A 23239-nucleotide genomic window follows, 5' to 3' on the forward strand; every position below is an offset into this window, starting at 1 on the left:
ATTTCCTTCTAATAACATTTATATCAGCCGACAACTTGCACACCTTTTTTCCAAACGTATTTCACATGGTTGACGCCAAATAAATATTGAAGTTCTTGATAATTGTTTACGTTCCACAAAATAACATCCGCTTGCTTACCAACTTCTAAAGAACCAACTTTATCTTCCATTTGAATCGCACATGCCGCATTATAAGTGGCAGCACATAAACTTTCTGCAGGTGTTAAACGCATGGATATACATGCTAAATTCATTACAAGAGGCATCGAAGTCGTAGGAGATGAACCAGGATTGCAATCCGTAGAAATAGCGACGGGAACACCTGCATCAATCATCGCACGACCTTTGGCAGCAGTCTCTCTTAAATACAGTGCTGTTGCCGGCAATAAACAAGCTATAACACCTTGTTCAGCCATCGCTTTTATTCCCACATCCGATGCTTTCAACAAATGTTCTGCAGAAATAGCGCCTACTTTTGCCGCAAGTTCTGCACCTTGGTATGGTTCAATTTCATCCGCATGTATCTTCGGAGTAAGTCCATGCAATTTTCCTGCTTCTAAAATGCGTTCGGATTGTTCAGGAGTGAAAACACCAACTTCGCAAAAAACATCATTAAACAGTGCAAGTTTTTCACTAGCAACGATTGGAAGCATTTCGTTAATAATCAAATCAACGTATTCATCCTCACGACCTTTATATTCTGTTGGAACAGCGTGAGCACCCATAAACGTAGGAACAATATCGATTGGATGTTCGGCTTGTAAACGTTTCATCACACGAAGTTGTTTCAACTCTGTTTCGAGATCAAGTCCGTATCCGCTTTTGCCCTCGACAGTCGTTACACCATGTGCTAAAAAGGAATTTAATCGTTTTGTAGTTTGCTCAACGAGTTCATCTTCTGTTGCCTCGCGTGTCATTCGGGTCGTCGCGTGAATTCCACCACCGGCATTCATGATATCCATATATGTCGCGCCTTCTAAACGCATTTCAAATTCTCGCTCGCGACTTCCGCCAAAAGCTAGATGGGTATGTGGATCCACAAGCCCAGGTGTCACGAGATGACCTGAAGCATCTACTATTTCCGCTTCTTCTATCCGATCTGCATAGTTCGTTTGAAGTTCATTTGTCGTTCCAATGGCTTGGATGATGCCATTCTCAATCCATATACTGCCATCTTTAATAATTGCTAATTCGCTCATGGCTTCCTTTACTCGAGGACCAGGAGATTCATGTGCCAGTGTGACAAGTTGAGATGCATGCATAATCCAAATAGGTTTTACCATTGCTCCTCAGTCCTCCTGTTTCATCATTGGAATGTGGATGCCTTTGTCACGCGCTGTTTTTTCTGCGAGTTCATAACCAGCATCGAAATGGCGCACAACCCCCATTCCTGGGTCAGATGTAAGCACGCGTTCTAATCTTGCTTCCGCTTCCTTCGTCCCATCTGCTACGATTACCATTCCGGCGTGGATGGAATAGCCCATTCCAACACCACCACCATGATGAACAGAAACCCATGTTGCACCACCAACAGCGTTAATCATGGCATTTAAAATTGGCCAATCTGCAACAGCATCGGAACCATCTTTCATGGCTTCCGTTTCACGATTTGGGGAAGCCACAGATCCGGAATCGAGATGATCACGACCAATTACGATTGGGGCACTTAATTCACCAGAAGCTACCATATCATTAATGATTTTTCCAAAACGTGCACGTTCGCCATACCCAAGCCAACAAATACGAGAAGGAAGACCTTGGAATTGAATTTTTTCACGCGCCATTTTAATCCAGTTGCATAAATGTGTGTTATAGCTAAACTCTCGTAAAATGACTTCGTCTGTTTTGTAAATATCTTCTGGATCACCCGATAATGCTACCCAGCGGAAAGGTCCTTTTCCTTCACAGAACTGAGGACGGATATAAGCTGGAACGAAACCAGGGAAGTCGAAAGCACGTTCAAATCCTTCATCTTTGGCTACTTGACGAATATTATTTCCGTAGTCAAATGTCACGGCTCCTTTATCCATCATGTCAACCATTGCGCGAACATGCTGTGCCATCGAAGATTTTGAGCATTTTACATATTCTTTTGGATCGCTGTTTCGTAGAATAGCTGCTTCTTCTAATGACATAAGAGAAGGAACGTAGCCGTTTAATGGATCGTGTGCGGATGTTTGATCCGTTAATACATCTGGGATAAAACCACGAGCGATCATTTCGGGAAGAATATCAGAAGCATTACCAACAAGACCAATGGATAAAGCCTTACCATCTTGTTTTGCTTCCTCTGCTATTCGGATCGCTTCATCTAATGAATGCGTTTTAACATCTGTGTAACGTGTTTCGATTCGGCGATCAATACGTGTCTCATCGACATCGATACCAATGCATACACCGCCGTTCATTGTCACTGCAAGTGGTTGAGCAGCCCCCATACCTCCAAGACCTGCTGTAAGTGTAATGGTGTGCTTCAAAGTTCCGTTGAAATGCTGCTTTGCTAACTCAGCAAACGTCTCATATGTACCTTGCACAATTCCTTGTGAGCCAATATAAATCCAGCTACCAGCAGTCATTTGCCCATACATCATTAACCCTTTTTTGTCGAGTTCATGAAAGTGTTCCCATGTAGCGTAGGCAGGCACTAAGTTAGAGTTCGCAATAAGCACGCGAGGAGCATCCGCATGCGATTTAAATACAGCAACCGGCTTTCCGGATTGCACTAGTAATGTCTCATCGTTTTCTAATTCTTTCAAAGAGCGAACAATTGCATCAAACGCATCCCAATTTCTTGCTGCTTTCCCGATACCTCCGTACACAACTAATTCATCTGGATGCTCTGCAACTTCTGCGTCCAAGTTGTTCATTAACATTCTAAGTGCCGCTTCTTGAAGCCAACCCTTTGTATTCAATTCTGTTCCTCGATATCGAATAACTTTCTCACTTGCTTTTCCCATGTAAATCCCTCCTTCAATATGCTTCTATTCTATCGGAATTTTATAATTATTTAAGTGTTTTTGAGAAAAAAGTAAAAATTTCTCATATGCTAATTAAGTACTTCATTAGCATAGTAGAGTATTAGAAAATGAATTTTCAGTTATTTTTGTAACTCTTTTCTCGTTTAATCGTCTATTTATTCAAAGACAGGGGGCAATTGGAAATGAAGAAAACAATTTTCTATTTACTTCTTTTCAGTATATTAGGTCTAGTTACAGCTTGTAGTGAGAATAAAGATAGTGCAGGGGAGAATAAAACAGAGGAATCAAATGACTTAGCAAACTACTCTAGTGAAATGAAAAATAGTACGGCAGAAGTAATGGATAAGGCAAGTGTAGAAGCTCCTTCTGAAGCGACTACTGAGCGAATGATTATTCACAAAGCAATTATAACTACAAATGTGAAAGAACTGGCTAAAGCGCAATACAATATCGAACAGAAAGTAAAGAAATATGGCGGCTATATTGTGGAGTCTAATGTGTATCAGGTAGATGATCAGACGAGTAGTGGGAATATGATTGTCCGAATTCCAGAAAAGCATTTTGACACATTTTTATCAGATGCAGAAGAAGTAGCATCCAAAGTGCTAGAACGTAATGTAACCGGGCAAGACGTCACAGAGCAATATGTAGATTTAACGTCTCGTATCAAATCGAAACGAGTAGTAGAGGAACGTTTACTGGAGTTTATGAAAAATGCTGAAAAAACCGAAGATCTATTAAAAATTTCTTCTGATCTAGCAACCGTGCAAGAAGAAATAGAAGTGATAGTTGGAAAGATAAAGTACCTTGAAAACCAAACTTCCTTTTCCACTGTAGAACTGACGATGTATGAAAATCGCGTAATAATACCTGAGATAGACAATAAAGATTTAAATACATGGGACAAAACAAAAAAACAATTCGTGACAAGTACTAATGCACTTTTGGTTGCGGGTTCTGGAGGAATTGTGTTTCTTATCGGGAATTTACCGGTATTTCTCATTTTAGCTTTAATCGCGTTTGGAGTGTATTGGTTACTTAAAAGAAGAAGCCGTCTTGCAAATGAAAAGGAGTAATATTTTACATTAAATGTAACACTGATGCGGATTTCGTATCCTACCGGAAATAAATACTCCTGAACTGTACATGATTCCTAAAGATAATTGGTATCATAAATTCTCTCCTTTCATACTATGTATAAACAACGCCCCTGAATGGAGGGAAAAGATGGATATTTTGAACAAGGTCAAGAGCTACCGTGAAGAAGAGAATAAACTGAAATGGGAAGGCACGTTCGAGGAGTATTTAGACATTGTGAAGGATAGACCTGAAGTTGCCCAAACGGCACATTCGCGTGTTTATAATATGATTAATAGTTCAGGATTAACGGAAAGAGATGGGCTGAAAATGTACCATTTCTTCGGAAAAGAAATATTTGGACTGGAAATGGCGATCGAACGACTTGTGCAAGAATATTTTCATCCTGCTGCCAAAAGACTAGACGTTCGGAAGCGAATTCTTTTACTAATGGGACCGGTAAGTGGAGGGAAATCCTCTATTGTGACGTTGTTAAAACGAGGTCTTGAGCAATATTCGCGGACAGATGAAGGAGCAGTTTATGCTATCAAAGGTTGCCCAATGCACGAAGATCCTTTGCACTTAATCCCTCAACATTTGCGTGAAGATTTTACGGAAGAATATGGAATTCGAATTGAAGGTAGTTTATCTCCACTCAATTCGATGAGGCTTGAAAAGGAATATGAAGATCGAATAGAACATGTAATGATAGAGCGTATCTTTTTTTCAGAAGACAAACGAGTTGGAATCGGCACTTTCACACCGTCTGATCCTAAGTCACAAGATATTGCTGATTTAACAGGCAGCATCGATTTTTCCACGATTGCTGAATTTGGTTCGGAATCGGATCCACGTGCATACCGTTTTGATGGTGAATTAAATAAAGCAAATCGTGGGATCATGGAATTTCAGGAAATGCTTAAATTAGATGAGAAATTTCTTTGGCATTTATTATCCCTGACACAGGAGGGAAATTTTAAAGCAGGTAGATTTGCTTTAATTAGTGCGGACGAATTGATCGTAGCACATACGAACGAAACAGAGTACCGATCCTTTATTTCCAATAAAAAGAACGAAGCATTACACTCGCGAATTATTGTTATGCCAATTCCTTACAACCTAAAAGTGAGTCAAGAAGAGCGAATATATGAAAAAATGATTAAGGAAAGTGATATGACGCATGTTCATATTGCACCGCATGCACTAAGAGCTGCTGCTATCTTCTCCATTTTGACAAGGCTAGAAATACCGAAAAAACAAGGCATCGATGTTGTGAAGAAAATGCGGTTATATGATGGTGAAAGTGTAGAAGGTTTTAACGAAATTGACGTGGAAGAATTGAAAAAGGAATCCCAAAACGAAGGAATGAATGGAATTGATCCTCGTTATGTCATCAATCGGATTTCTTCCGCTATCATTCGTAAGGAAGTACCAGCCATTAACGCATTGGACGTTTTACGCGCACTGAAAGAAGGGCTTGACCAACACGCATCTATTTCGCAAGAAGACCGCGAAAAATATATGAATTATATTGCCATTGCTCGAAAAGAATACGATGAAATAGCGAAAAAAGAAGTTCAAAAAGCTTTTGTCTATTCCTATGAAGAGTCTGCAATATCATTAATGAATAACTACTTGGATAATGTAGAGGCATATTGCAATAAAAACAAAATGCGAGACCCACTTACTGGGGAAGAAATGAATCCAGATGAAAAACTGATGCGCTCTATTGAAGAACAAATAGGTATATCCGAAAATGCTAAGAAAGCATTTCGAGAGGAAATCCTTATTCGTCTTTCAGCCTACGCTAGAAAAGGAAAGCGATTTGAATATAATTCGCATGAGCGATTACGTGAAGCGATACAAAAGAAGCTTTTCTCGGATTTAAAGGATGTCGTGAAAATTACAACTTCTTCCAAAACGCCGGATGAAGCACATCTTAAAAAGGTGAATGAGGTAGTTGCTCGATTAATAGATGAACATGGATATAACTCTACTTCCGCAAATGAATTGCTGCGTTATGTTGGAAGTCTTTTGAATAGATAAGTATTAAAACAAGACTAATTATTTTTAATTAGTCTTGTTTTTTTATATACATTGGCAATAACTTTGTTATCTCGGCATATGATAAAAAATAGGCAGGTGTCGATGAAAATGAATGAAAAACAAGAAAATCATTATGTCATTTCACAGGAAAATTGGTCCTTGCACAGAAAAGGTTATCAAGATCAGGAACGTCATATGGATAAAGTAAAAGAAGCAATAAAAGACAATTTGCCAGACTTAATCAGTGAAGAAAGCATTATCATGTCGAACGGACGAGAAGTTATTAAAATACCCATTCGTTCATTGGATGAATACAAAATTCGTTATAACTACGATAAAACAAAACATGTTGGTCAAGGGGATGGAGATAGTCAAGTAGGGGATGTTATTGCTCGCGATCCTAGTGGTGAGGGAAGTGGGGCAGGGAAACAGGCTGGCGATCAAGCGGGGAAGGATTATTATGAAGCAGAAGTGACCATTGCTGAATTAGAAAATATTCTATTCAAAGAAATGGAATTACCGAATTTACAGCAAAAGGAACAAGCTGAAATTACAACCGATAAAGTGGAATTTAACGATATTCGGAAAAAAGGGCTTATGGGAAATATTGATAAGAAGCGGACGATTATTACAGCTATTAAGCGTAATGCGATGAAAGGAAAAGCGGAAATTTCACCACTTCATAACGATGATTTACGTTTTAAAACTTGGGACGAAGTGACGAAACCTGAATCCAAAGCAGTAGTTCTCGCAATGATGGACACTAGTGGTTCGATGGGAGCTTTTGAAAAATATTGTGCTAGAAGTTTCTTTTTCTGGATGACTAGATTTTTACGATCTAAATATGAGACGGTTGAAATTGAATTTATTGCCCATCATACAGAAGCAAAAGTTGTGACAGAAGAGGCTTTTTTTTCAAAAGGTGAAAGCGGGGGGACTATTTGTTCATCAGCGTATCAAAAAGCATTAGAGCTTATTGCTGAAAAGTACAATCCTGCACGTTTCAATATTTATCCCGTTCACTTTTCGGACGGCGAAAATATGACAAGTGATAATGAAAAATGTATCAAGCTTGTAAATGAACTAATGGAAGTTTCCAGCATGTTTGGATACGGAGAAGTAAACGCGCATAGTAGATATTCTACGTTAATGAACACCTATAAAAAAATCGAAAATCCAAAGTTTCGTCATTATGTGTTGAAAGAAAATCGCGATGTATATGAAGCTCTAAAAAGTCTTTTTAAAGTCCCAAATTAGATGGAGGGGAATCATTTAATGGATACGAAGCTTCATCATGCAATTGCCGAAATTACGGAAATTGCATCTGGATTCGGACTTGATTATTATCCTATGCGATATGAAATTTGCCCTGCTGACATTATTTATACATTTGGTGCGTATGGCATGCCGACACGATTTACGCATTGGAGTTTTGGAAAGCAATTTCACAAAATGAAGGTACAATATGACTTTGGATTAAGTCAAATATATGAGCTCGTTATTAATTCGAATCCTTGTTACGCGTTTTTGCTTGATACGAATAGTCTCATTCAAAATAAACTCATCATTGCTCATGTCCTTGCTCACTGTGACTTTTTTAAGAATAATGTACGTTTTTCTAATACAAGACGAGATATGGTGGAAAGTATGACGGCAACTGCAGAAAGAATTGCGGATTATGAAATGATTCATGGTAAAGAAGAGGTTGAAGTTTTTCTAGATGCAGTCCTTGCTATTCAAGAGCATATAGATCCCTCCATTATAAGACCTAAACTAGACTATGATTCTGAACAAGAAGAGGTAGAAACAGTACGTAAAACACCATACGATGATCTATGGAGCATGGATCAATCAGCGAACGTAAAGAAGTTGACTGTGCCTAAAAGAAAAAAGTTCCCTCCAAATCCTGAAAAAGATTTACTGTTATTTATCCAAGGGTATAGTCGTGAATTAGAAGACTGGCAACGTGATATTTTAACGATGATGCGGGAGGAAATGCTTTATTTTTGGCCGCAATTAGAAACGAAGATTATGAATGAAGGTTGGGCATCCTATTGGCATCAACGAATTCTAAGAGAGATGAATTTAACCTCGGATGAAACGATCGAATTTGCAAAACTAAATGCAAATGTGGTTCAGCCATCGCAGACAAGTATTAATCCTTATTATTTGGGATTGAAAATATTTGAAGACATTGAAAAAAGATATGATCAGCCTACGGAAGAAATGAAAGGATTAGGGGTAAAACCTAACTCGGGTCGGGAGAAAATGTTTGAAGTAAGAGAAATTGAATCGGATATATCCTTTATTCGAAACTATTTAACAAAAGACTTGGTAAAACATGAAGATCTTTATTTGTTTGAAAAAAAGGCTGGAAACTACCAAATAACCGATAAAGATTATGAGCATGTACGAGACCAACTAGTTTCCATGCGAGTCAATGGAAGTTTTCCGTATATTGTAGTGGAAGATGGAGACTATTCGCGAAACGGAGAACTGTATTTAAAACATGGATATGAGGGAACGGAACTGGATACACGCTATTTAGAAAATGTACTTCCCTATATTTATCAGCTATGGGGACGTTCTGTGCATATGGAGACTACTGTTGAAGACAAATCAACTCTCTATTCATTTGATGGGAAAAAGATTACTAAAAGTACGATGTAAGCCAAACTATAAAAAGAATTTCCATGAAATATAGGGTATTTAACAAACAAGATTCCGATTGAGTGGAATCTTGTTTGTGTATGAAATTGACACTTACTTACTAGTAAGTTAATATATGAATATGGAAAATAGAAAATCACAAATTGTTAAACTAGCACTTAGGAATATTAGAGAAAAGGGTTATTTATCTTTTAGTTATGATGACTTATCAAGAGAGCTTGGGGTAACAAAAGCAAGCATCCATTATCACTTTGAGAAAAAGGAGGATTTAGGCATTGCCGTATGTACGAAAATAAAAGAAGGATTAGAAGCTACTTTCATAAAGGTAGATATGGAACAAATAGGTTTGGAGGACAAGCTTTGGGAATTCATTTCAAGAAGAGCAAAACAAATTGAAATGAATGAAGTATGTCCCATCTCATCTTTGCAGGCAGATTTTCACTATTTGCCTTTAAAGATGCAAGAGAGTGTACAGCAATTGAGCCAATTAGAAATAAGTTATGTTAAAAAGTTTCTAGATGAACTAAAGAGCGAAGGAAAACTACGACCAACAAACGACACAAAGGCATTGGCTTCACTACTAATAGCAAGTGTAAAAGGAGCTCTTCAATATAAAAGGGTTCTAGGAGAAGATTTATTCTCCACAGTATTTGATCAATTAAAAATACTCATAACTGGGAATATTGAAATAAGGAAAACGTGAAGAAAATAAGGGGGATCTAAAATGGAGAGGCGAGTAGTAGTAACAGGATATGGAGTAGTTTCACCTCTAGGTAATGATGTTGATACACTTTGGAATAATATTAAGCAAGGTACAAGCGCGATTAATAAACTGGAAGCGGATGAGTTTAAAGAAATAAATACGCAAATTGCTGGTACTGTAAAAGACTTCTCTGCGGAAAATTATTTTGATAAAAAAGAAATAGGCAAATATGATTTGTTCGCACAATACGCCTATGCTGCCGCAAAACAGGCGATTGATCAATCGAAACTTGATTTAGATAATGTTAATATGGAACGAATAGGTGTTTATGTAGGATCCGGTATTGGAGGAATAAATACAGTCCTTGAAAACCACAATCTTTTATTAGAAAAAGGGGTAAGAAAAGTGTCTCCCTTTATGGTGCCAATGATGATTAGTAATATGGCAACAGGTATTATTGCGATAAAATTAGGTTTAAAAGGGCCAAGTTTTTCCCCCGTTTCTGCTTGTGCAACAGGAAACCATGCAATAGGGGAAGCTTATTTAAATATTTTACATGGTTACTCAGATGCCATTGTTGCAGGGGGAGCAGAAGCATCTATCAACCCGTTATCTTTTGCAGGTTTTTCAAGAATGCGTGCAATGTCTACATTGAATGATGACCCTCAAAAAGCGAGCCGTCCTTTTGATCGAGCGCGTGATGGTTTTGTTATGTCCGAAGGGGCAGGCATTTTAGTGTTGGAAGAGTATGACCATGCTAAAAAAAGAGGCGCAGCGATTTTGGGAGAAATAGTAGGTTATGGCTCTACAACAGATGCCTACCATATAACATCTCCTGATTTCGACGGAGCAGCAAGAGCTATGAAGTTGGCGTTAGGTATGGCAAAAATTGATCCTACTCAAATTGATTATATTAACGCACATGGAACGAGCACACCAGAAGGAGACAAATCAGAAACAAAAGCCATTAAAACTGTGTTTGGAGAGCATGCCTATAATCTAATGGTGAGTTCAACAAAATCAATGACAGGTCATTTATTCGGAGCTGCAGGTGGTGTGGAAGCAATCATAACACTAAAAAGCATAGTAGAAGATATTGCTCCACCAACTATTAATTACGAAACTCCTGATGAAGAATGCGACTTGAATTATGTACCAAACGAGGCTGTGCAAACAGAAATAAACTATGCGCTTTCAAATGGCTTTGGCTTCGGTGGGCATAACGCAGTATTAGCTTTTAAAAAATTTACGGAAGAGTAGTGAATGCAATAAACCACCACTCGAAAGCGACAAATGTAGCATTGAAAACGACAAACCAAAAAAGCAGCTTATTGCTAAGGCAAAAAGCTGCTTTTTAAAGTTATTTAAGATCCGACAAAATCACCACCATCTACATGGATGGTCAGTCCAGTCATATAACTGGAATCCGATGAGTGAAGGGTACCAAGTTAACATTGAATTCTGAATTGTGTTAGAACTTGGTACCTAAAATTTTGGTCATGGGTATCCAATGAATTATAGACAACATGAGGTTCCGTGGTATCAAGGCCAACACTGACATTAAGGATTTCCAATACTACATTAAATTCAACTAAACTCAAGAAAAGTATCAGTAAAGCAAATACCCTCGATCAGTATATTGATCGAGGGTATTTTTTACGAACAAAAAGTTAAATAAATAGGATAGTGTTAGTTACTGTCACCAAAACTTATTTGGCATTTTCATCTGGTTGGTGAATACCTATAATATTTCCTTCTGTATCCGTAAAATATCCTTGCCATGCCATTCCCGTCAATGCATGTTTAGGAACTGAAATCGTGCCTCCATGAGCTAAAATTGCTGCTTCTGTCGAATCAAATTCTTCCACTTGGATAGTGCAAACAAATGCATTCACACTTTGTCCGCTTTCAGGTGATTGTGTTCTACGCTGCATTAAAGCTCCATCAATCCCCATTTCCTCTTTGTTCCCTGTAATAGCTCCAAAATAAGGCGTTCCAGCAAAGTCGCTCCAATCTTCAAACTTCCACCCAAAAACTTCCCCATAAAATTTCTTAGCCCGGTCCATTTCATTGACATGAATCTCAAAATGTACAACTCTACCCATCTGAAAACCTCTTTTCTGAAATTATTAGAAGCATTTACAATCTAATTATACCATATTTTCTCAATTTTCGTGACGGGAAGTAGGAGAAGATTCTGTTATAAATGGAATCTCGTTTATTTTACTGTGTGGTATCGTAACTCTCTAGTTTCACAAACAAATTACAAAAAATTGCTGAACGCGACAAACTGGGGCTTGAAGTAGACAGACTAGTAAGCGAACACGACAAACCAAAAAAGAAGCTCATTGCATTGGCTAAAAGCTGCTTTTTAAAGTTATTTAAGATCCGACAAAGTCACCTCCATCTACATGAATGGTCTGTCCAGTCATATAGCTGGAATCCGACGATGCCAAAAATACATATGCTGGAGCATTTTCAGCAGGTTGACCGCATCTACCTATCGGGGTGTCATCACCGTGTTTTTCAACTTTCTTATTATTAAAAGTGGCAGGAATCAGCGGAGTCCATATGGGGCCAGGTGCAACGGCATTTACGCGAATTCCTTTCTCTATTAAATTTAGTGCAAGAGATCGAGTAAAAGTAGTAATAGCGCCCTTCGTCGCGGAATAATCAATAAGTTCAGGTGCCCCATTATATGCCGTAACGGAAGAGGTATTTACTATTGTGTCGCCCTTTTTCATATGTGGTAACACGGCTTGTGTTAAATAAAACATGGAAAAAATATTTGTTGAAAACGTTTCTTGTAATTGATCAGGTGTAATTTTTAAAAAATCCTTTGTAGGGAATTGCTTACCGGCGTTATTAACCAAAATATTAATATAACCAAATTGTTGAATTGTTTGATCCACTACATTTTGACAGTTTTCATCATCACTTAAATCCGTTTTTATTTTAAATGCTTTAACTCCATAATCTTCTATAAGTTTCACTGTTTTATCGGCATCTTTGTCTTCATTTTCATCCAAGTAAACAATAGCAACATGCGCGCCTTCCTTGGCAAAGGCAATGGAAACAGCTCGTCCAATTCCACTATCTCCACCTGTAATAATCGCTACTTTCCCCTTCAATTTTCCTGAACCTATAAAGTTCTTGTCATCAAAAATAGGAGCGGGTGTCATTTCTTCTTCAATACCAGGTTGTTGGTTTTGTGTTTGTCCAGAAATCTCTTTGTGGATTTTTTCATATTTATCGGTTGGCATGGGATTCCTCCTTTTAATAGTCATTACACATTCTTCCCTTCCTAAACAAAAACAAACTTATTAAAAAAAATCATTTGTTGTATCGTGTAGAGCATTAGTACTTTTCAATTTAAAAATGCGGTACAATTAAGTAAATTTCAATTATTCTAAAATTGATAGGAGACAGATGAAATGAGCGAAGCAAATCCTTTAGTAGAAGCATTTATAAATACAACATATCAAGTTGCAGGTCACGGGAAGAGAAATATTCAAATACTGAAGGATGCATTACATGATGTTGATGGGCAGACCGATAGTGATGTATATGGTAACGGCAAGATTATCGAGGAATTTCAAGCCAAAATGGCGGCGTATTTAGGAAAAGAAACAGCTGTATTTTTCCCAAGTGGTACAATGGCTCAGCAAATCGCTTTACGCATATGGTGCGATAAAAAAGGATTAAAAAAAGTTGGTTATCATCCGTTATGTCATCTAGAGATTCATGAGGAAGGCGGGTTAAGGGAATTACATCATATTGAGCCTGTTTTGTTAGCTGATAAAGATAGATTAATAGAGCTGGATGATGTATTGAGTATGAATGATGAAATTGCGTGTTTATTACTTGAATTGCCACAACGTGAAATTGGCGGACAGTTACCAGACTATGAAACACTTGAAGAAATATCAAGTTATTGTCGTAAAAAAGGGATAAAACTGCACTTAGATGGAGCACGACTTCTTGAAATTCTTCCATATTATCAAAAGTCTGCTGCTGAAGTTTGTAGTCTTTTTGATAGCGTATATATTTCTTTTTACAAAGGAATTGGTGGAATTGCAGGAGCGATTCTCGCAGGTGACAAAGCCTTTACCGAAGAATCGAAAGTATGGAAAAGACGCCACGGAGGCGATTTAATTAGTCTTTATCCATATATTGTGAGTTCTAATTATTATTTCGATGAGAGATTACCAAAAATGCAGCAATACTATAACGATGCGAAAGAGCTTGCTGAACTTTTCAATTCATGTGATGCAGTATCAACTATGCCACTTGTACCTGTATCTAATATGTTCCATGTACATTTTCATGCACCTAAAGAGCAAGTGGAAGCTGGGCTAGTTGAGTTATACGAGACAACAGGTGTTGGTTTAACTAGTTATTTAAGGCAAGCAACAGAGGAAACATGTAGTTATGAAGTCAGTGTTGGTGATCAATATGCGACACTCCCAAAAGAAAAAGTTAAGCAAGTATTTCAGTTGCTTGATGAGAAAATGAAAAGTTTTAACATCATTTAGGAAAAATTGGTGATGCGTTATGAGGCTGCTGAAAAAGGCCATACTTATTAGTCTTGTCACAATGCTTATTTTGATTGTAATCGTTATTATATTTTTTAGTAAGAAAGAAATTGGAATCACTAATAAAGAAGAAAACGATAGTTTAAGTAAAGTTAATGATGAGGAACTTTTCTTATTCGAACAGGAAGGTAAAGAAATTTCAATACCGATTAAATCCATTCCAGTTTATGAAGAATATCTAAATGAACAAAGTGATAGAAATTTGGAAATTCAACGTACTTTATATGACTTTTTAGATTTTCATGATTCAGCTGGAAGTACCTACATATTACTAAAATACAGTTGCGGTACTAAGCTATGTTCTACACTACTCATAAAGCTTTCAAACGAGATTATATCGAGTATTGCATTAGGATACGGTAGTATATTTATGGAGGCTAAACAGTCTCCTAACCCAAATTATGCTGCATTTCTATATGGACAAAACGAAGGAAATCAAGTCCTCAGAAATAATCTTTTAGCAGTTGATTTAAGAAGAATGAAATTATTAACAGCTATAAATAATGAAGTAGCGAATAACTATATAGATAGTGCGATTTGGCCAATTACAAGTTTTAATTGGCTAAACAATCACATGTTAGAAATCCAAACTGCAGATATTCTTAATTCAGATTATAATGCCTTATTAAATTGGTATGAGAGTTCTATGAAAACGAAAGAAGTACAAATAGAAATACAAGACAACGATGAATAAAAAATCTCCATTTGCACAACTTATTCTTCATGGAGGTGAAAGTTCATGACAAAAGATAAAAATCCGAGAAAATCATTAGATCGTGAAGAATATGGGTTTGGATACGATCTTAGTCCAGATGATCTAGAAGTAAAGGGTCAAAATAACAAAGCGAAGAAAAACAATGATAACGAAAATAAAGACAAGCCAGTTGCTAAAAATAGTCCATCAAGGTTAAATTTATAGAACTCAAACGATAAGGACTGATTAATACTCCATCAAAAAAAGAAGATGCATTCATCTATTATTGAATGCATCTTTTTTTTTCTTACTTCTAATTACTTTTTGAAATGATAAGGGACGGTTGTAACAATAACATCTTTTCTATAAAGCAGGATTGTTTTAATAAGCAAACTTGACTGGTTATGGAGTATATTATGCCAACCTTTTTTCGGTATAAATTGTGGGATTAAAACGGTTACTGTATAGTTCGATTCATACGCTTTATTCTCCACTTTACTAATAAATTTAGACAATGGATAATTGATGCTTCTATATTGTGAATATAAAGTGACCAGTCTAACATCGGGTTGCCATTTACTCCACTTTTCTGCTAGCCTTTTTTCATCTTCACGATCAAAAGCAACATAAACAGCAAGGATTTGTTTTGGGTTTAATGACTTTGCATAGTTCAATGAGTTCTCCACTACATGAGTAATTCCTGCAATAGGGACAATAATAACGTTTCCTTCTATTGGTTTTATTGGAGAATTAGTCGATACACTCAATTGTTCACCCACCGATTCATAATGATTTTTTATTTTATGGAAAATAAAAATCAAAACCGGAATAAAAATTAACACTGCCCATACTTGCCCAAACTTAGTAATGAAAAAAATCATCATAACTGTAAAGCTAATGATGGCCCCAACAAAGTTAATCAACAACTTACCAACCCAGTTTTTAGGTTTTTCACGCAACCATTTCACAAGCATCCCTGTTTGCGATAAGGTGAATGGAATAAACACGCCTACCGCATAAAGTGGAATGAGTTGTTCCGTCTGCCCTTTAAAAATAATAATGAGAAGAATGGAAGTGATGCCAAGCGTGATAATCCCATTGGAATATCCCAGTCGGTCTCCTCTCATTTTAAACATGCTTGGAATGTATTTATCCCTTGAAAGGTTAAAAGCTAAAAGAGGAAAAGCTGAATACCCCGTATTAGCAGCGAGAACAAGAATTAAAGCTGTTGTTCCCTGTATAAAATAATAGATGAAATTCCTTCCAAATGTTACAGCGGCAATTTGTGAAACCACGGTTTCCTCACCCTTAGGCGCAATTCCATAGTAGTAAGCCAAAAAAACGATGCCGACTAGCATTACAGCAAGTAAAGAGCCCATAATGGCTAAGGTTTTTGCAGCATTTTTAGGAGCAGGATGATTAAAATTAGGAATGGCATTGGAGATCGCTTCCACTCCTGTTAAGGCGGAGCTACCCGATGCAAAGGCCCTCAGTATCAAAAATAAGCTAATACCTGTAACTGGTGTTCCGAGTGGCGCATGCAGTTCAGGTGAAACGTTTCCAGTTACTATATGGTAAGATCCAACCCCTATTAATACAAACAATGCCAATACAAATAAATAAACAGGATATGCAAGAATAGACGCAGATTCGGTTAAACCTCTTAAGTTTAATATTGTTATAAGCACAACGAGAACACTTGCAATTACCACATTATGCTCATGTAAGCTTGGGATCGCAGAAGTAATGGCATCTGTACCTGCTGATACACTAACGGCCACAGTTAAGATATAATCGACCAATAAAGATCCACCTGCTATTAATCCCGCATTCTCCCCAAGGTTTTCCTTCGAAACAATGTAAGCCCCTCCGCCCTGTGGATAGGCGAATATAATTTGTCTATACGACAAAATTAGCGCAAATAGGAGGATAAGCACTCCAACGGCAATAGGGATTGAATACCAAAAGGCAATAGTGCTCACAGTCATTAAAACGAGTAAAATCTGTTCTGGACCGTATGCAACAGATGATAGAGCATCCGAAGACAGGATGGCTAAAGCCTTTGTTTTATTAAGCTTCTGTTCTCCTAAGGCTGAGGATTTTAATGGACGACCTATTAAAAATCTTTTGACAGCAGATAACATTCTTTCTCTTCCTTTCTTTTTACGCTTACGAGGTTAGCTGTCGGGTTTGGGACAAAAGATTATCCCTACCTATAATTGTAGGATTCACCCCACGTGACATAGGCATATCACGTATAATTGGTTCCCCCGTTCCATAAGGATTAAGCGATGTAGAAATTTGAAACTGAGCCCAATAATACTCCTGTTATTTTGACTTGTAAATAACAAAATAATACCTTTGAAAGTCTTCAATTAGTAGAATTATTCGTTTAATTCTTTATTAAGTTATGCAGGCTTTTGACAAGCAACTATAAGTCTTTGTCGATTTATGTTCTAAATTTCTTTCTTTTTTCTTAAAGTGTAATAGCGACAAGAAAAAGGGAGAGGTTCAATGTTAATAGATGGTGTGTTTTCAGGAGGTGGATTAAAAGGTTTCGCGTTAGTAGGAGCTTATCAAGTGTTGGAAGAAAAGGGATATCAATTCAAGCGTGTTGCCGGAACCAGTGCTGGAGCTATTCTTGCAGCTTTCATCGCAGCTGGGTTTTCCAGTAAGGAAATCAAAGAAATGCTGGATGAACTAGATACGGTAACTTTTCTCGATCCACGTAAAACAATTCTACCGATTCCATTTATGAAGTGGATCAATCTTTATTGGCGGCTAGGTTTATACCAGGGAAAAGTTTTAGAGAACTGGTTTTTAGAAAAGTTAGCGATAAAAGGCGTGTACACATTTTCTGATTTACAGCCAGGGGTATTAAAGCTCGTGGCATCAGATTTGACGAATGGCAAGTTGATCGTTCTTCCAGATGATCTAGGAAGTTATGGAGTATCAGAAAATAGCTTTCCGATTGCTCGGGCCTTACGAATGAGCTGCGGAATTCCATTTTTCTTTGAACCTGTCAGATTGAAGGTCGGATCAGGCGATACGATTGTGGTGGATGGAGGAGTACTTAGTAATTTTCCAATGTGGATTTTTGATAATGGAAATAAAGAGCGTCCTATCCTTGGTTTAAAGTTAAGTGGGAACTCAGAAGATTTTCCGGGATATGAAATAGATAATGGATTGCAGTTATTCGAAGCACTCTTTTCGACAATGAAAAATGCACATGATGAAAGATATATTTCTAGAAAACATGAAAAGAATATTATTTTCATACCAGTGGATGATTATGGTGCTACTCAATTTGATTTAAGTGAAAAGATGAAAAATGATTTGCTGACAAAAGGAAGAGAGAGCGCCGTGCAATTTTTAAAGACATGGTAATTTCTTAATAGACGAATGTTTAATTTATATTTGAAGAGGGATAATAAGAAAGAGGGTATTCATAAGGAGAGGAATAATAATGGCGAAAACTGCAAAAGAATTAGCGCTTAAAATATTGAACGATAACATGATTGGAACAATGGCAACAATTCAGCAAAATAAACCGCATTCACGATATATGACTTTTTTTAATGAAGATTTCATCATGTATGCAGCTACAAGTAAAAAAACACATAAAGTAGAAGAAGTTACACAAAATCCGAACACCCATATTCTTTTAGGTTATGATGGCAAAGGATTTGGAGACTCCTTTTTAGAAATTGAAGGCATAGTGGAAGTATCAGATAGGGAGGGCTTAAAAGAAAAGGTATGGAATAAAGCTTTAAAAGGTTGGTTTAATGGACCAGAGGATCCGAATCTGATTATTTTAAAAATAACCCCAACACAGATTCGAATTATGAACACAAAAGGGGATGAACCGCAAGTAGTAGAATTATAATAAGGGTATGTAATCTCACCAATTACTTGGTGAGATTTTCTTTGTTTCTTTGCATTGTATAGTTGTATTTACTTTTTGTGTAGTGTATTTAACATAAATAAAAAAACTCACTGGCGTCATGCTCCAATGAGGTGTGTATTGGTATTAATCTTCCCATTTTCATGGGCTCACTACTGGCTCCATGACAGTTAATGTATTATTATACGTATTCAAATTCAAAGTAGCACCAATCGGAACAGCTGCTTTGTAAATTCCGTGTGCGGTTGCAAGATTAGTCATTAATGGTTTTCCTAATGGAACTAAGAACTCGTTTATAATATCATCATAAGTTTTTCCGTAAGCAGCTTCGCATTTTGTGCAATCTCCCATGATGATTCCAATACAATCATCAAATTTTTTCGCCAAAAAAAGATGTTGCAAATATCTATAAACAGTATTCACTGGTTCATGTGTTTCTTCCAGTACGATAATTCTACCCGCTGTATTAATTTCAAAAGATGTTCCTAGAGTACCTATGAAAGAAGTTAGATTACCGCCGACAATGGGACCAGTAACGTTTCCCGGTACTTTGCTTACCAGTGGTATTTCAGGAGGATTGGAAATTGCCCAAGGAGCAGTTAATGTTGATGTGGCAGCGAAAAATTGGTTAAAATTATATGTCGGAGTTCTAGTGTTAAAGTCCAATAGGAGGAGACTTTGGAAAGAGATAAGGTAAGCATATTCGAACAAAACATTTTGTAAAACGGTAATGTCACTGTAACCAGAGACAATTTTAGGATTGCGAGCTATAAGTGAAAAGTCTAGAAAAGGCAATATATCTGATACACCAACACCTCCCCTAGTAGGTAAGATCCATTTCACGTCCTTATTTGCAAACATCTTCATCAAGTCCGATGCCCTCTGTTGAGCTGTTGCTCCTAGAAATCCATTCGATGAATACACATAATCCCCTAATATCACATTAAAGCCCATATTTCGTAATGTCTGAATTCCTTCATTTATTACGCTTGCCCCCAATGGACTTCCTAACGTAACTATTCCAACTGTATCTCCTGCTTTCAATTGACGCGGTCTCGTTGCCATATTTTTTATCTCCTTCCTAAGAATATATGCTATTAATTCATTTTACTACCGCAAAGCGAAAGCCATGACGAAATAAAAAATCTAATATTATGGTTATTTAAATTGCTTATTTAATTATTGTTTTTTTTAAAAGATTATTATGGTAATGTTGTTTTTATTAAGGACTTTGTGCCGAAATTAGGAAGGGGTGATTTTATTTTGATGGAACATCTATTTCAAAATAATTTGCAAATGAGAGGGCTTGTGTCTTAACGAGTTCAGTCCTCTTTATGCAACGGGAGGAAAAGAGAAGATGATGGAATTGAGTACGATGAAAGCGGGGTTCTCATCTTTAGAGGTAGCCGAAAATCTTCTAAAACATTGGGAACATGATGAAGGGACTCTTAGATTCTGGCGTGCAAGTTCAAACTTTGTTTGTGCTTTTGAAAGAAAAGGAATAAGGTTCTTTTTACGATTTAGTTTGGAGAAGGGGAACACTTTAGAACAAATTAAGGCAGAGCTTGATTTTATGGAATATTTGAAGGGAAATAGTTTTTCTTGCGTTTCTCCAGTTCCTTCTTTACACAACAACTTTATTGAAACTGTTGAGACTTCGGACGGGGCATATTTTGGAGTAGTATTCAGTCCAGCGAACGGAACTCAACTTGATGAAGAGGAAAACTTGCTAGACTCTCAAATAGAGCAATGGGGCAGATCGTTAGCTACTCTTCATAACTTGTCTATGAATTATGAACCTAAATATAAGAAAAGGAGAAGCTGGCAAGATACATTACTTTTTATAAAAAGTGTGCTTGACCATCATCCGCTAGAAAACGAGGCGATAGAGGAGTACCATACAATTTCCCACTGGCTTCACTCTCTTCTTGTTTCCAAAAATACGTATGGCTTAGTTCATTATGATTTTCAATTGGACAATTTGTTTTATGACGCAAAGGATGCAACTTTCGAGATAATCGATTTTGATGATTCGATGTATCATTGGTTTGCTCAAGATGTGGTGACTGCATTAACAGATGAATTGGAAAATGAACAACCAACATCCAAAATGAGAATACAAGCTTTTATAAAAGGCTATCGTTCTGCAAAAGAATTGAATGAAGAAAGTGTAAATCTGTTTCCTATGTTTTTAAGGTTTTCCAAGCTATATCAATTTGCAAGATTACTACGATCAATGGAGAATAGCACTAGCGAGAATAATCCAGCATGGTTAGGAAGTCTTCGTGGAAAGTTAATCAGAAAAGTAGATGAAATAAGAAAAAGTTTCAGACAATCGGAAGTATAAAAATCTGATTGATGCAAAATATAAAAAGGAAAGTCGTACGAGTAAAGACTCATTTTACTCGTACGACTTTTTTAAAGGAAGTATATAAATTTTTATGCCATGAACAGGTTGATTTCCGCTGCAGGCGGACGCTTGCATATCGGGCAAGCATTAAGCTGATTTCCTTGCTGCGCTCCCAATTAACAGTTCAAATAAGAAACACAATATGTTATGTCGATATAAAGAACTGGTATTTTCCTTTGTTGATCAATGGGGTAAGAGGAAGTAGAGAAAAATAGATAGCATCTATTGATAAAGAAGCGCTGAGCGGACGAAATTGTATCTTCGTCCGCTTTTAAAAGAGTAGGGAAGGATCTATTCTCTCATTAACCAAACTTCATGCACCTTGTCTCTACACATATCAAGAGGGCGATGGACAAACATCCACCACAAGATTACCGAAAAAAATGGATCGTGAAGTGACATAGTCACTTCACGATTCACAAAAATTCAAACGGTAATAGTGTAGTTGATATTTCGTCCAAAGCACTTGGGAAATAGTAAAGACAAGATGCACTTTAAGGACGATTATGTTTTTCTTATTGTCATATAAATAATGGTATTAAAAATAAGAGAAAAATTATATGAGAAGACTTATAAACATATGAATGATATCAAGTGTACATATGGCAACAAAGAAGAAGACATGATAGCGTTTTCAATTGATTGAATATTAAATGTAAACGCTTTACTATTACATTAACAAACAAGTATTTTACATTCAAAACAAGGGGGATTGTAAGATGACAAATGAGCAGAGGGAAAGTACGGGTTTTAAAGTAAAGGTACAACAGGTTGGTAGTTTTCTAAGTGGGATGATTATGCCGAATATCGGTGCATTCATCGCATGGGGACTTATTACGGCATTATTTATTCCAACGGGTTGGATTCCTAATGTACATTTTGTGGAATTAGTTGGTCCAATGATTACATATCTATTACCGATCTTAATCGGGTTTACCGGTGGACGTCTAATTCATGGTTTACGAGGAGGAGTAGTTGGTGCAACCGTAACGATGGGGGTAATCGTTGGGGCGGAAATACCAATGTTCCTTGGTGCAATGATTGTTGGACCACTAGGTGGTTGGGTAATTAGATGGTTTGATAGATTGATAGAGGGTAAGATTAAGCCGGGCTTTGAAATGCTAGTGAATAACTTTTCAGCAGGAATTTTTGGTGGAGGACTAACATTAGTTGCCTACAAGTTAATTGGGCCTGCAGTTAATGCATTAACTGACTGGCTTTCATCAGGCGTTCAAATTATTGTTGATGCAAATCTATTACCATTTGCAAGTATTTTCATAGAGCCAGGAAAAGTGTTGTTCTTAAACAATGCTATTAATCATGGTATTTTGGGTCCATTAGGGATTGAACAAGCTGCAAGTGCAGGGAAATCAATACTATTTTTATTAGAATCAAACCCAGGACCAGGACTTGGAATTTTACTTGCGTACATGTTCTTTGGAAAGGGAATAGCAAAACAAACTGCACCAGGAGCAGTTATTATTCACTTCTTAGGTGGAATACATGAGATTTATTTCCCTTATATTTTAATGAGACCTCTTTTACTAGTAGCTGCAATCGCTGGGGGAGCATCTGGAATATTTACATTGCAACTATTTGGAGCAGGTTTAACAGCTGCACCATCACCAGGTAGTATTATTTCCATTATGCTATTAACGTCAAAAGGGAATTATTTGGGAGTAATACTTGGAGTACTAGTTGCAACGGCAGTGTCGTTTATTGTTGCTTCTATTATTCTAAAATCTTCTAAAGACACAGGGGAAGATGATTTAGAGAAAGCAACTGAAAAAACTTCTGCTTTAAAAGGGAAAGAAACTAGAGCAGCTCAGTTTATCCAACCTACAAAAGGATTAGACTCTGTACAAGAGGACTCACTCTCAGCTGTAAAACATATAATATTTGCATGTGATGCAGGTATGGGTTCAAGTGCAATGGGTGCTTCGATATTGAAAAATAAAATGAAGCAAGCAGGTCTAGATGTTTCTGTAACGAATACATCTATTAGTAACCTTCCAGCGGATGCAGAAGTGATTATTACACACAAAGATTTAACGAGTCGTGCGAAAGAAAAATTGCCAAATGCACATCATATCTCTGTAGAAAACTTTTTAAATAGCCCAAAATATGATGAGCTAATTGAACAGTTAAAAAAATAATGAGAA

General features: G+C 37.0%; 19 protein-coding genes and 1 riboswitch. Of the genes, 13 read left to right on the forward strand and 6 right to left on the reverse strand.

The window, feature by feature from the left end; translation table 11 throughout:
- Positions 1–23: 23 nt before the first annotated feature.
- A complete protein-coding gene (gene hutI / locus ACEPXD_RS02160; protein ID WP_391119504.1) occupies positions 24–1283 on the reverse strand; it encodes an imidazolonepropionase in 1260 nt (419 codons plus the stop codon).
- A gap of 6 nt (positions 1284–1289) precedes the next feature.
- Positions 1290–2957 (reverse strand): urocanate hydratase, encoded by a 1668-nt coding sequence (gene hutU / locus ACEPXD_RS02165; RefSeq protein ID WP_391119507.1) that lies wholly within the window; start codon positions 2955–2957, stop codon positions 1290–1292.
- Positions 2958–3160: 203 nt separating this feature from the next.
- On the opposite strand from hutU, the gene ACEPXD_RS02170 reads away from it, so the two are divergent.
- The 6 genes from ACEPXD_RS02170 (at position 3161) to fabF (ending at position 10734) form a co-directional block, all read left to right on the forward strand.
- Complete coding sequence (locus tag ACEPXD_RS02170; RefSeq protein ID WP_391119512.1) at positions 3161–4054, forward strand: DUF4349 domain-containing protein; 894 nt, start codon at positions 3161–3163, stop codon at positions 4052–4054.
- A 151-nt stretch (positions 4055–4205) separates the two neighbouring features.
- Positions 4206–6101, forward strand: a complete 1896-nt coding sequence (locus ACEPXD_RS02175; RefSeq protein WP_391119514.1) for a PrkA family serine protein kinase — start codon at positions 4206–4208, stop codon at positions 6099–6101.
- Between the two features lie 108 nt (positions 6102–6209).
- On the forward strand, positions 6210–7358 hold the full coding sequence (gene yhbH / locus ACEPXD_RS02180) for a sporulation protein YhbH (protein ID WP_391119518.1): 1149 nt from the start codon (positions 6210–6212) through the stop codon (positions 7356–7358).
- 18 nt (positions 7359–7376) lie between these two features.
- Positions 7377–8771: a SpoVR family protein gene (locus ACEPXD_RS02185; protein WP_391119520.1), complete on the forward strand. Its 1395-nt coding sequence runs from the start codon at positions 7377–7379 to the stop codon at positions 8769–8771.
- 121 nt (positions 8772–8892) lie between these two features.
- Entirely contained in the window at positions 8893–9474 is a 582-nt protein-coding gene (locus ACEPXD_RS02190; RefSeq protein WP_391119522.1) for a TetR/AcrR family transcriptional regulator, read from the forward strand.
- A 21-nt stretch (positions 9475–9495) separates the two neighbouring features.
- A complete protein-coding gene (fabF, locus tag ACEPXD_RS02195; protein ID WP_391119524.1) occupies positions 9496–10734 on the forward strand; it encodes a beta-ketoacyl-ACP synthase II in 1239 nt (412 codons plus the stop codon).
- A gap of 449 nt (positions 10735–11183) precedes the next feature.
- On the opposite strand, the gene ACEPXD_RS02200 is transcribed toward fabF, so the two are convergent.
- Both ACEPXD_RS02200 and ACEPXD_RS02205 read right to left on the reverse strand, forming a co-directional pair.
- Positions 11184–11579, reverse strand: coding sequence for a VOC family protein (locus ACEPXD_RS02200; RefSeq protein ID WP_391119526.1), 396 nt, complete (start codon positions 11577–11579; stop codon positions 11184–11186).
- A gap of 276 nt (positions 11580–11855) precedes the next feature.
- The gene (locus ACEPXD_RS02205) at positions 11856–12737 is read right to left on the reverse strand and encodes an SDR family oxidoreductase (RefSeq protein ID WP_391119528.1); all 882 of its coding nucleotides are present in this window, start codon (positions 12735–12737) and stop codon (positions 11856–11858) included.
- A gap of 171 nt (positions 12738–12908) precedes the next feature.
- Between ACEPXD_RS02205 and ACEPXD_RS02210 the strand changes: the two genes are divergently transcribed.
- The 3 genes from ACEPXD_RS02210 to ACEPXD_RS02220 are packed head-to-tail and all read left to right on the forward strand — an operon-like array spanning position 12909 to position 14988.
- The gene (locus ACEPXD_RS02210; protein WP_391119530.1) at positions 12909–14009 is read left to right on the forward strand and encodes a threonine aldolase family protein; all 1101 of its coding nucleotides are present in this window, start codon (positions 12909–12911) and stop codon (positions 14007–14009) included.
- Positions 14010–14028: 19 nt separating this feature from the next.
- Positions 14029–14763 carry a hypothetical protein gene (locus tag ACEPXD_RS02215; RefSeq protein WP_391119532.1) on the forward strand — a complete coding sequence of 245 codons (735 nt, stop codon included), beginning with the start codon at positions 14029–14031 and terminating at the stop codon, positions 14761–14763.
- A gap of 45 nt (positions 14764–14808) precedes the next feature.
- Positions 14809–14988 carry a hypothetical protein gene (locus tag ACEPXD_RS02220; RefSeq protein WP_391119534.1) on the forward strand — a complete coding sequence of 60 codons (180 nt, stop codon included), beginning with the start codon at positions 14809–14811 and terminating at the stop codon, positions 14986–14988.
- A gap of 92 nt (positions 14989–15080) precedes the next feature.
- Here ACEPXD_RS02220 and ACEPXD_RS02225 read toward each other — a convergent pair whose 3' ends face one another.
- The gene (locus tag ACEPXD_RS02225) at positions 15081–16907 is read right to left on the reverse strand and encodes an APC family permease (RefSeq protein ID WP_391119535.1); all 1827 of its coding nucleotides are present in this window, start codon (positions 16905–16907) and stop codon (positions 15081–15083) included.
- A 6-nt stretch (positions 16908–16913) separates the two neighbouring features.
- Positions 16914–17064: riboswitch (cyclic di-AMP (ydaO/yuaA leader) on the reverse strand.
- Between the two features lie 213 nt (positions 17065–17277).
- On the opposite strand from ACEPXD_RS02225, the gene ACEPXD_RS02230 reads away from it, so the two are divergent.
- Positions 17278–18150, forward strand: a complete 873-nt coding sequence (locus ACEPXD_RS02230) for a patatin-like phospholipase family protein (protein WP_391119537.1) — start codon at positions 17278–17280, stop codon at positions 18148–18150.
- A gap of 79 nt (positions 18151–18229) precedes the next feature.
- Positions 18230–18649 (forward strand): pyridoxamine 5'-phosphate oxidase family protein, encoded by a 420-nt coding sequence (locus tag ACEPXD_RS02235; RefSeq protein ID WP_391119539.1) that lies wholly within the window; start codon positions 18230–18232, stop codon positions 18647–18649.
- Positions 18650–18808: 159 nt separating this feature from the next.
- Here ACEPXD_RS02235 and ACEPXD_RS02240 read toward each other — a convergent pair whose 3' ends face one another.
- A complete protein-coding gene (locus ACEPXD_RS02240) occupies positions 18809–19732 on the reverse strand; it encodes a S66 peptidase family protein (RefSeq protein WP_391119541.1) in 924 nt (307 codons plus the stop codon).
- 292 nt (positions 19733–20024) lie between these two features.
- Here ACEPXD_RS02240 and ACEPXD_RS02245 point away from each other — a divergent pair, with 292 nt between their 5' ends.
- Together ACEPXD_RS02245 and ACEPXD_RS02250 are read left to right on the forward strand one after the other, a co-directional pair.
- Entirely contained in the window at positions 20025–21014 is a 990-nt protein-coding gene (locus tag ACEPXD_RS02245) for a phosphotransferase enzyme family protein (protein ID WP_391119543.1), read from the forward strand.
- A gap of 782 nt (positions 21015–21796) precedes the next feature.
- Complete coding sequence (locus tag ACEPXD_RS02250) at positions 21797–23233, forward strand: PTS mannitol transporter subunit IICB (protein ID WP_391119545.1); 1437 nt, start codon at positions 21797–21799, stop codon at positions 23231–23233.
- Positions 23234–23239 lie beyond the last annotated feature (6 nt).

Origin of the sequence: Psychrobacillus sp. L3, assembly GCF_042945595.1 — a bacterium.
Taxonomy (GTDB): domain Bacteria; phylum Bacillota; class Bacilli; order Bacillales_A; family Planococcaceae; genus Psychrobacillus.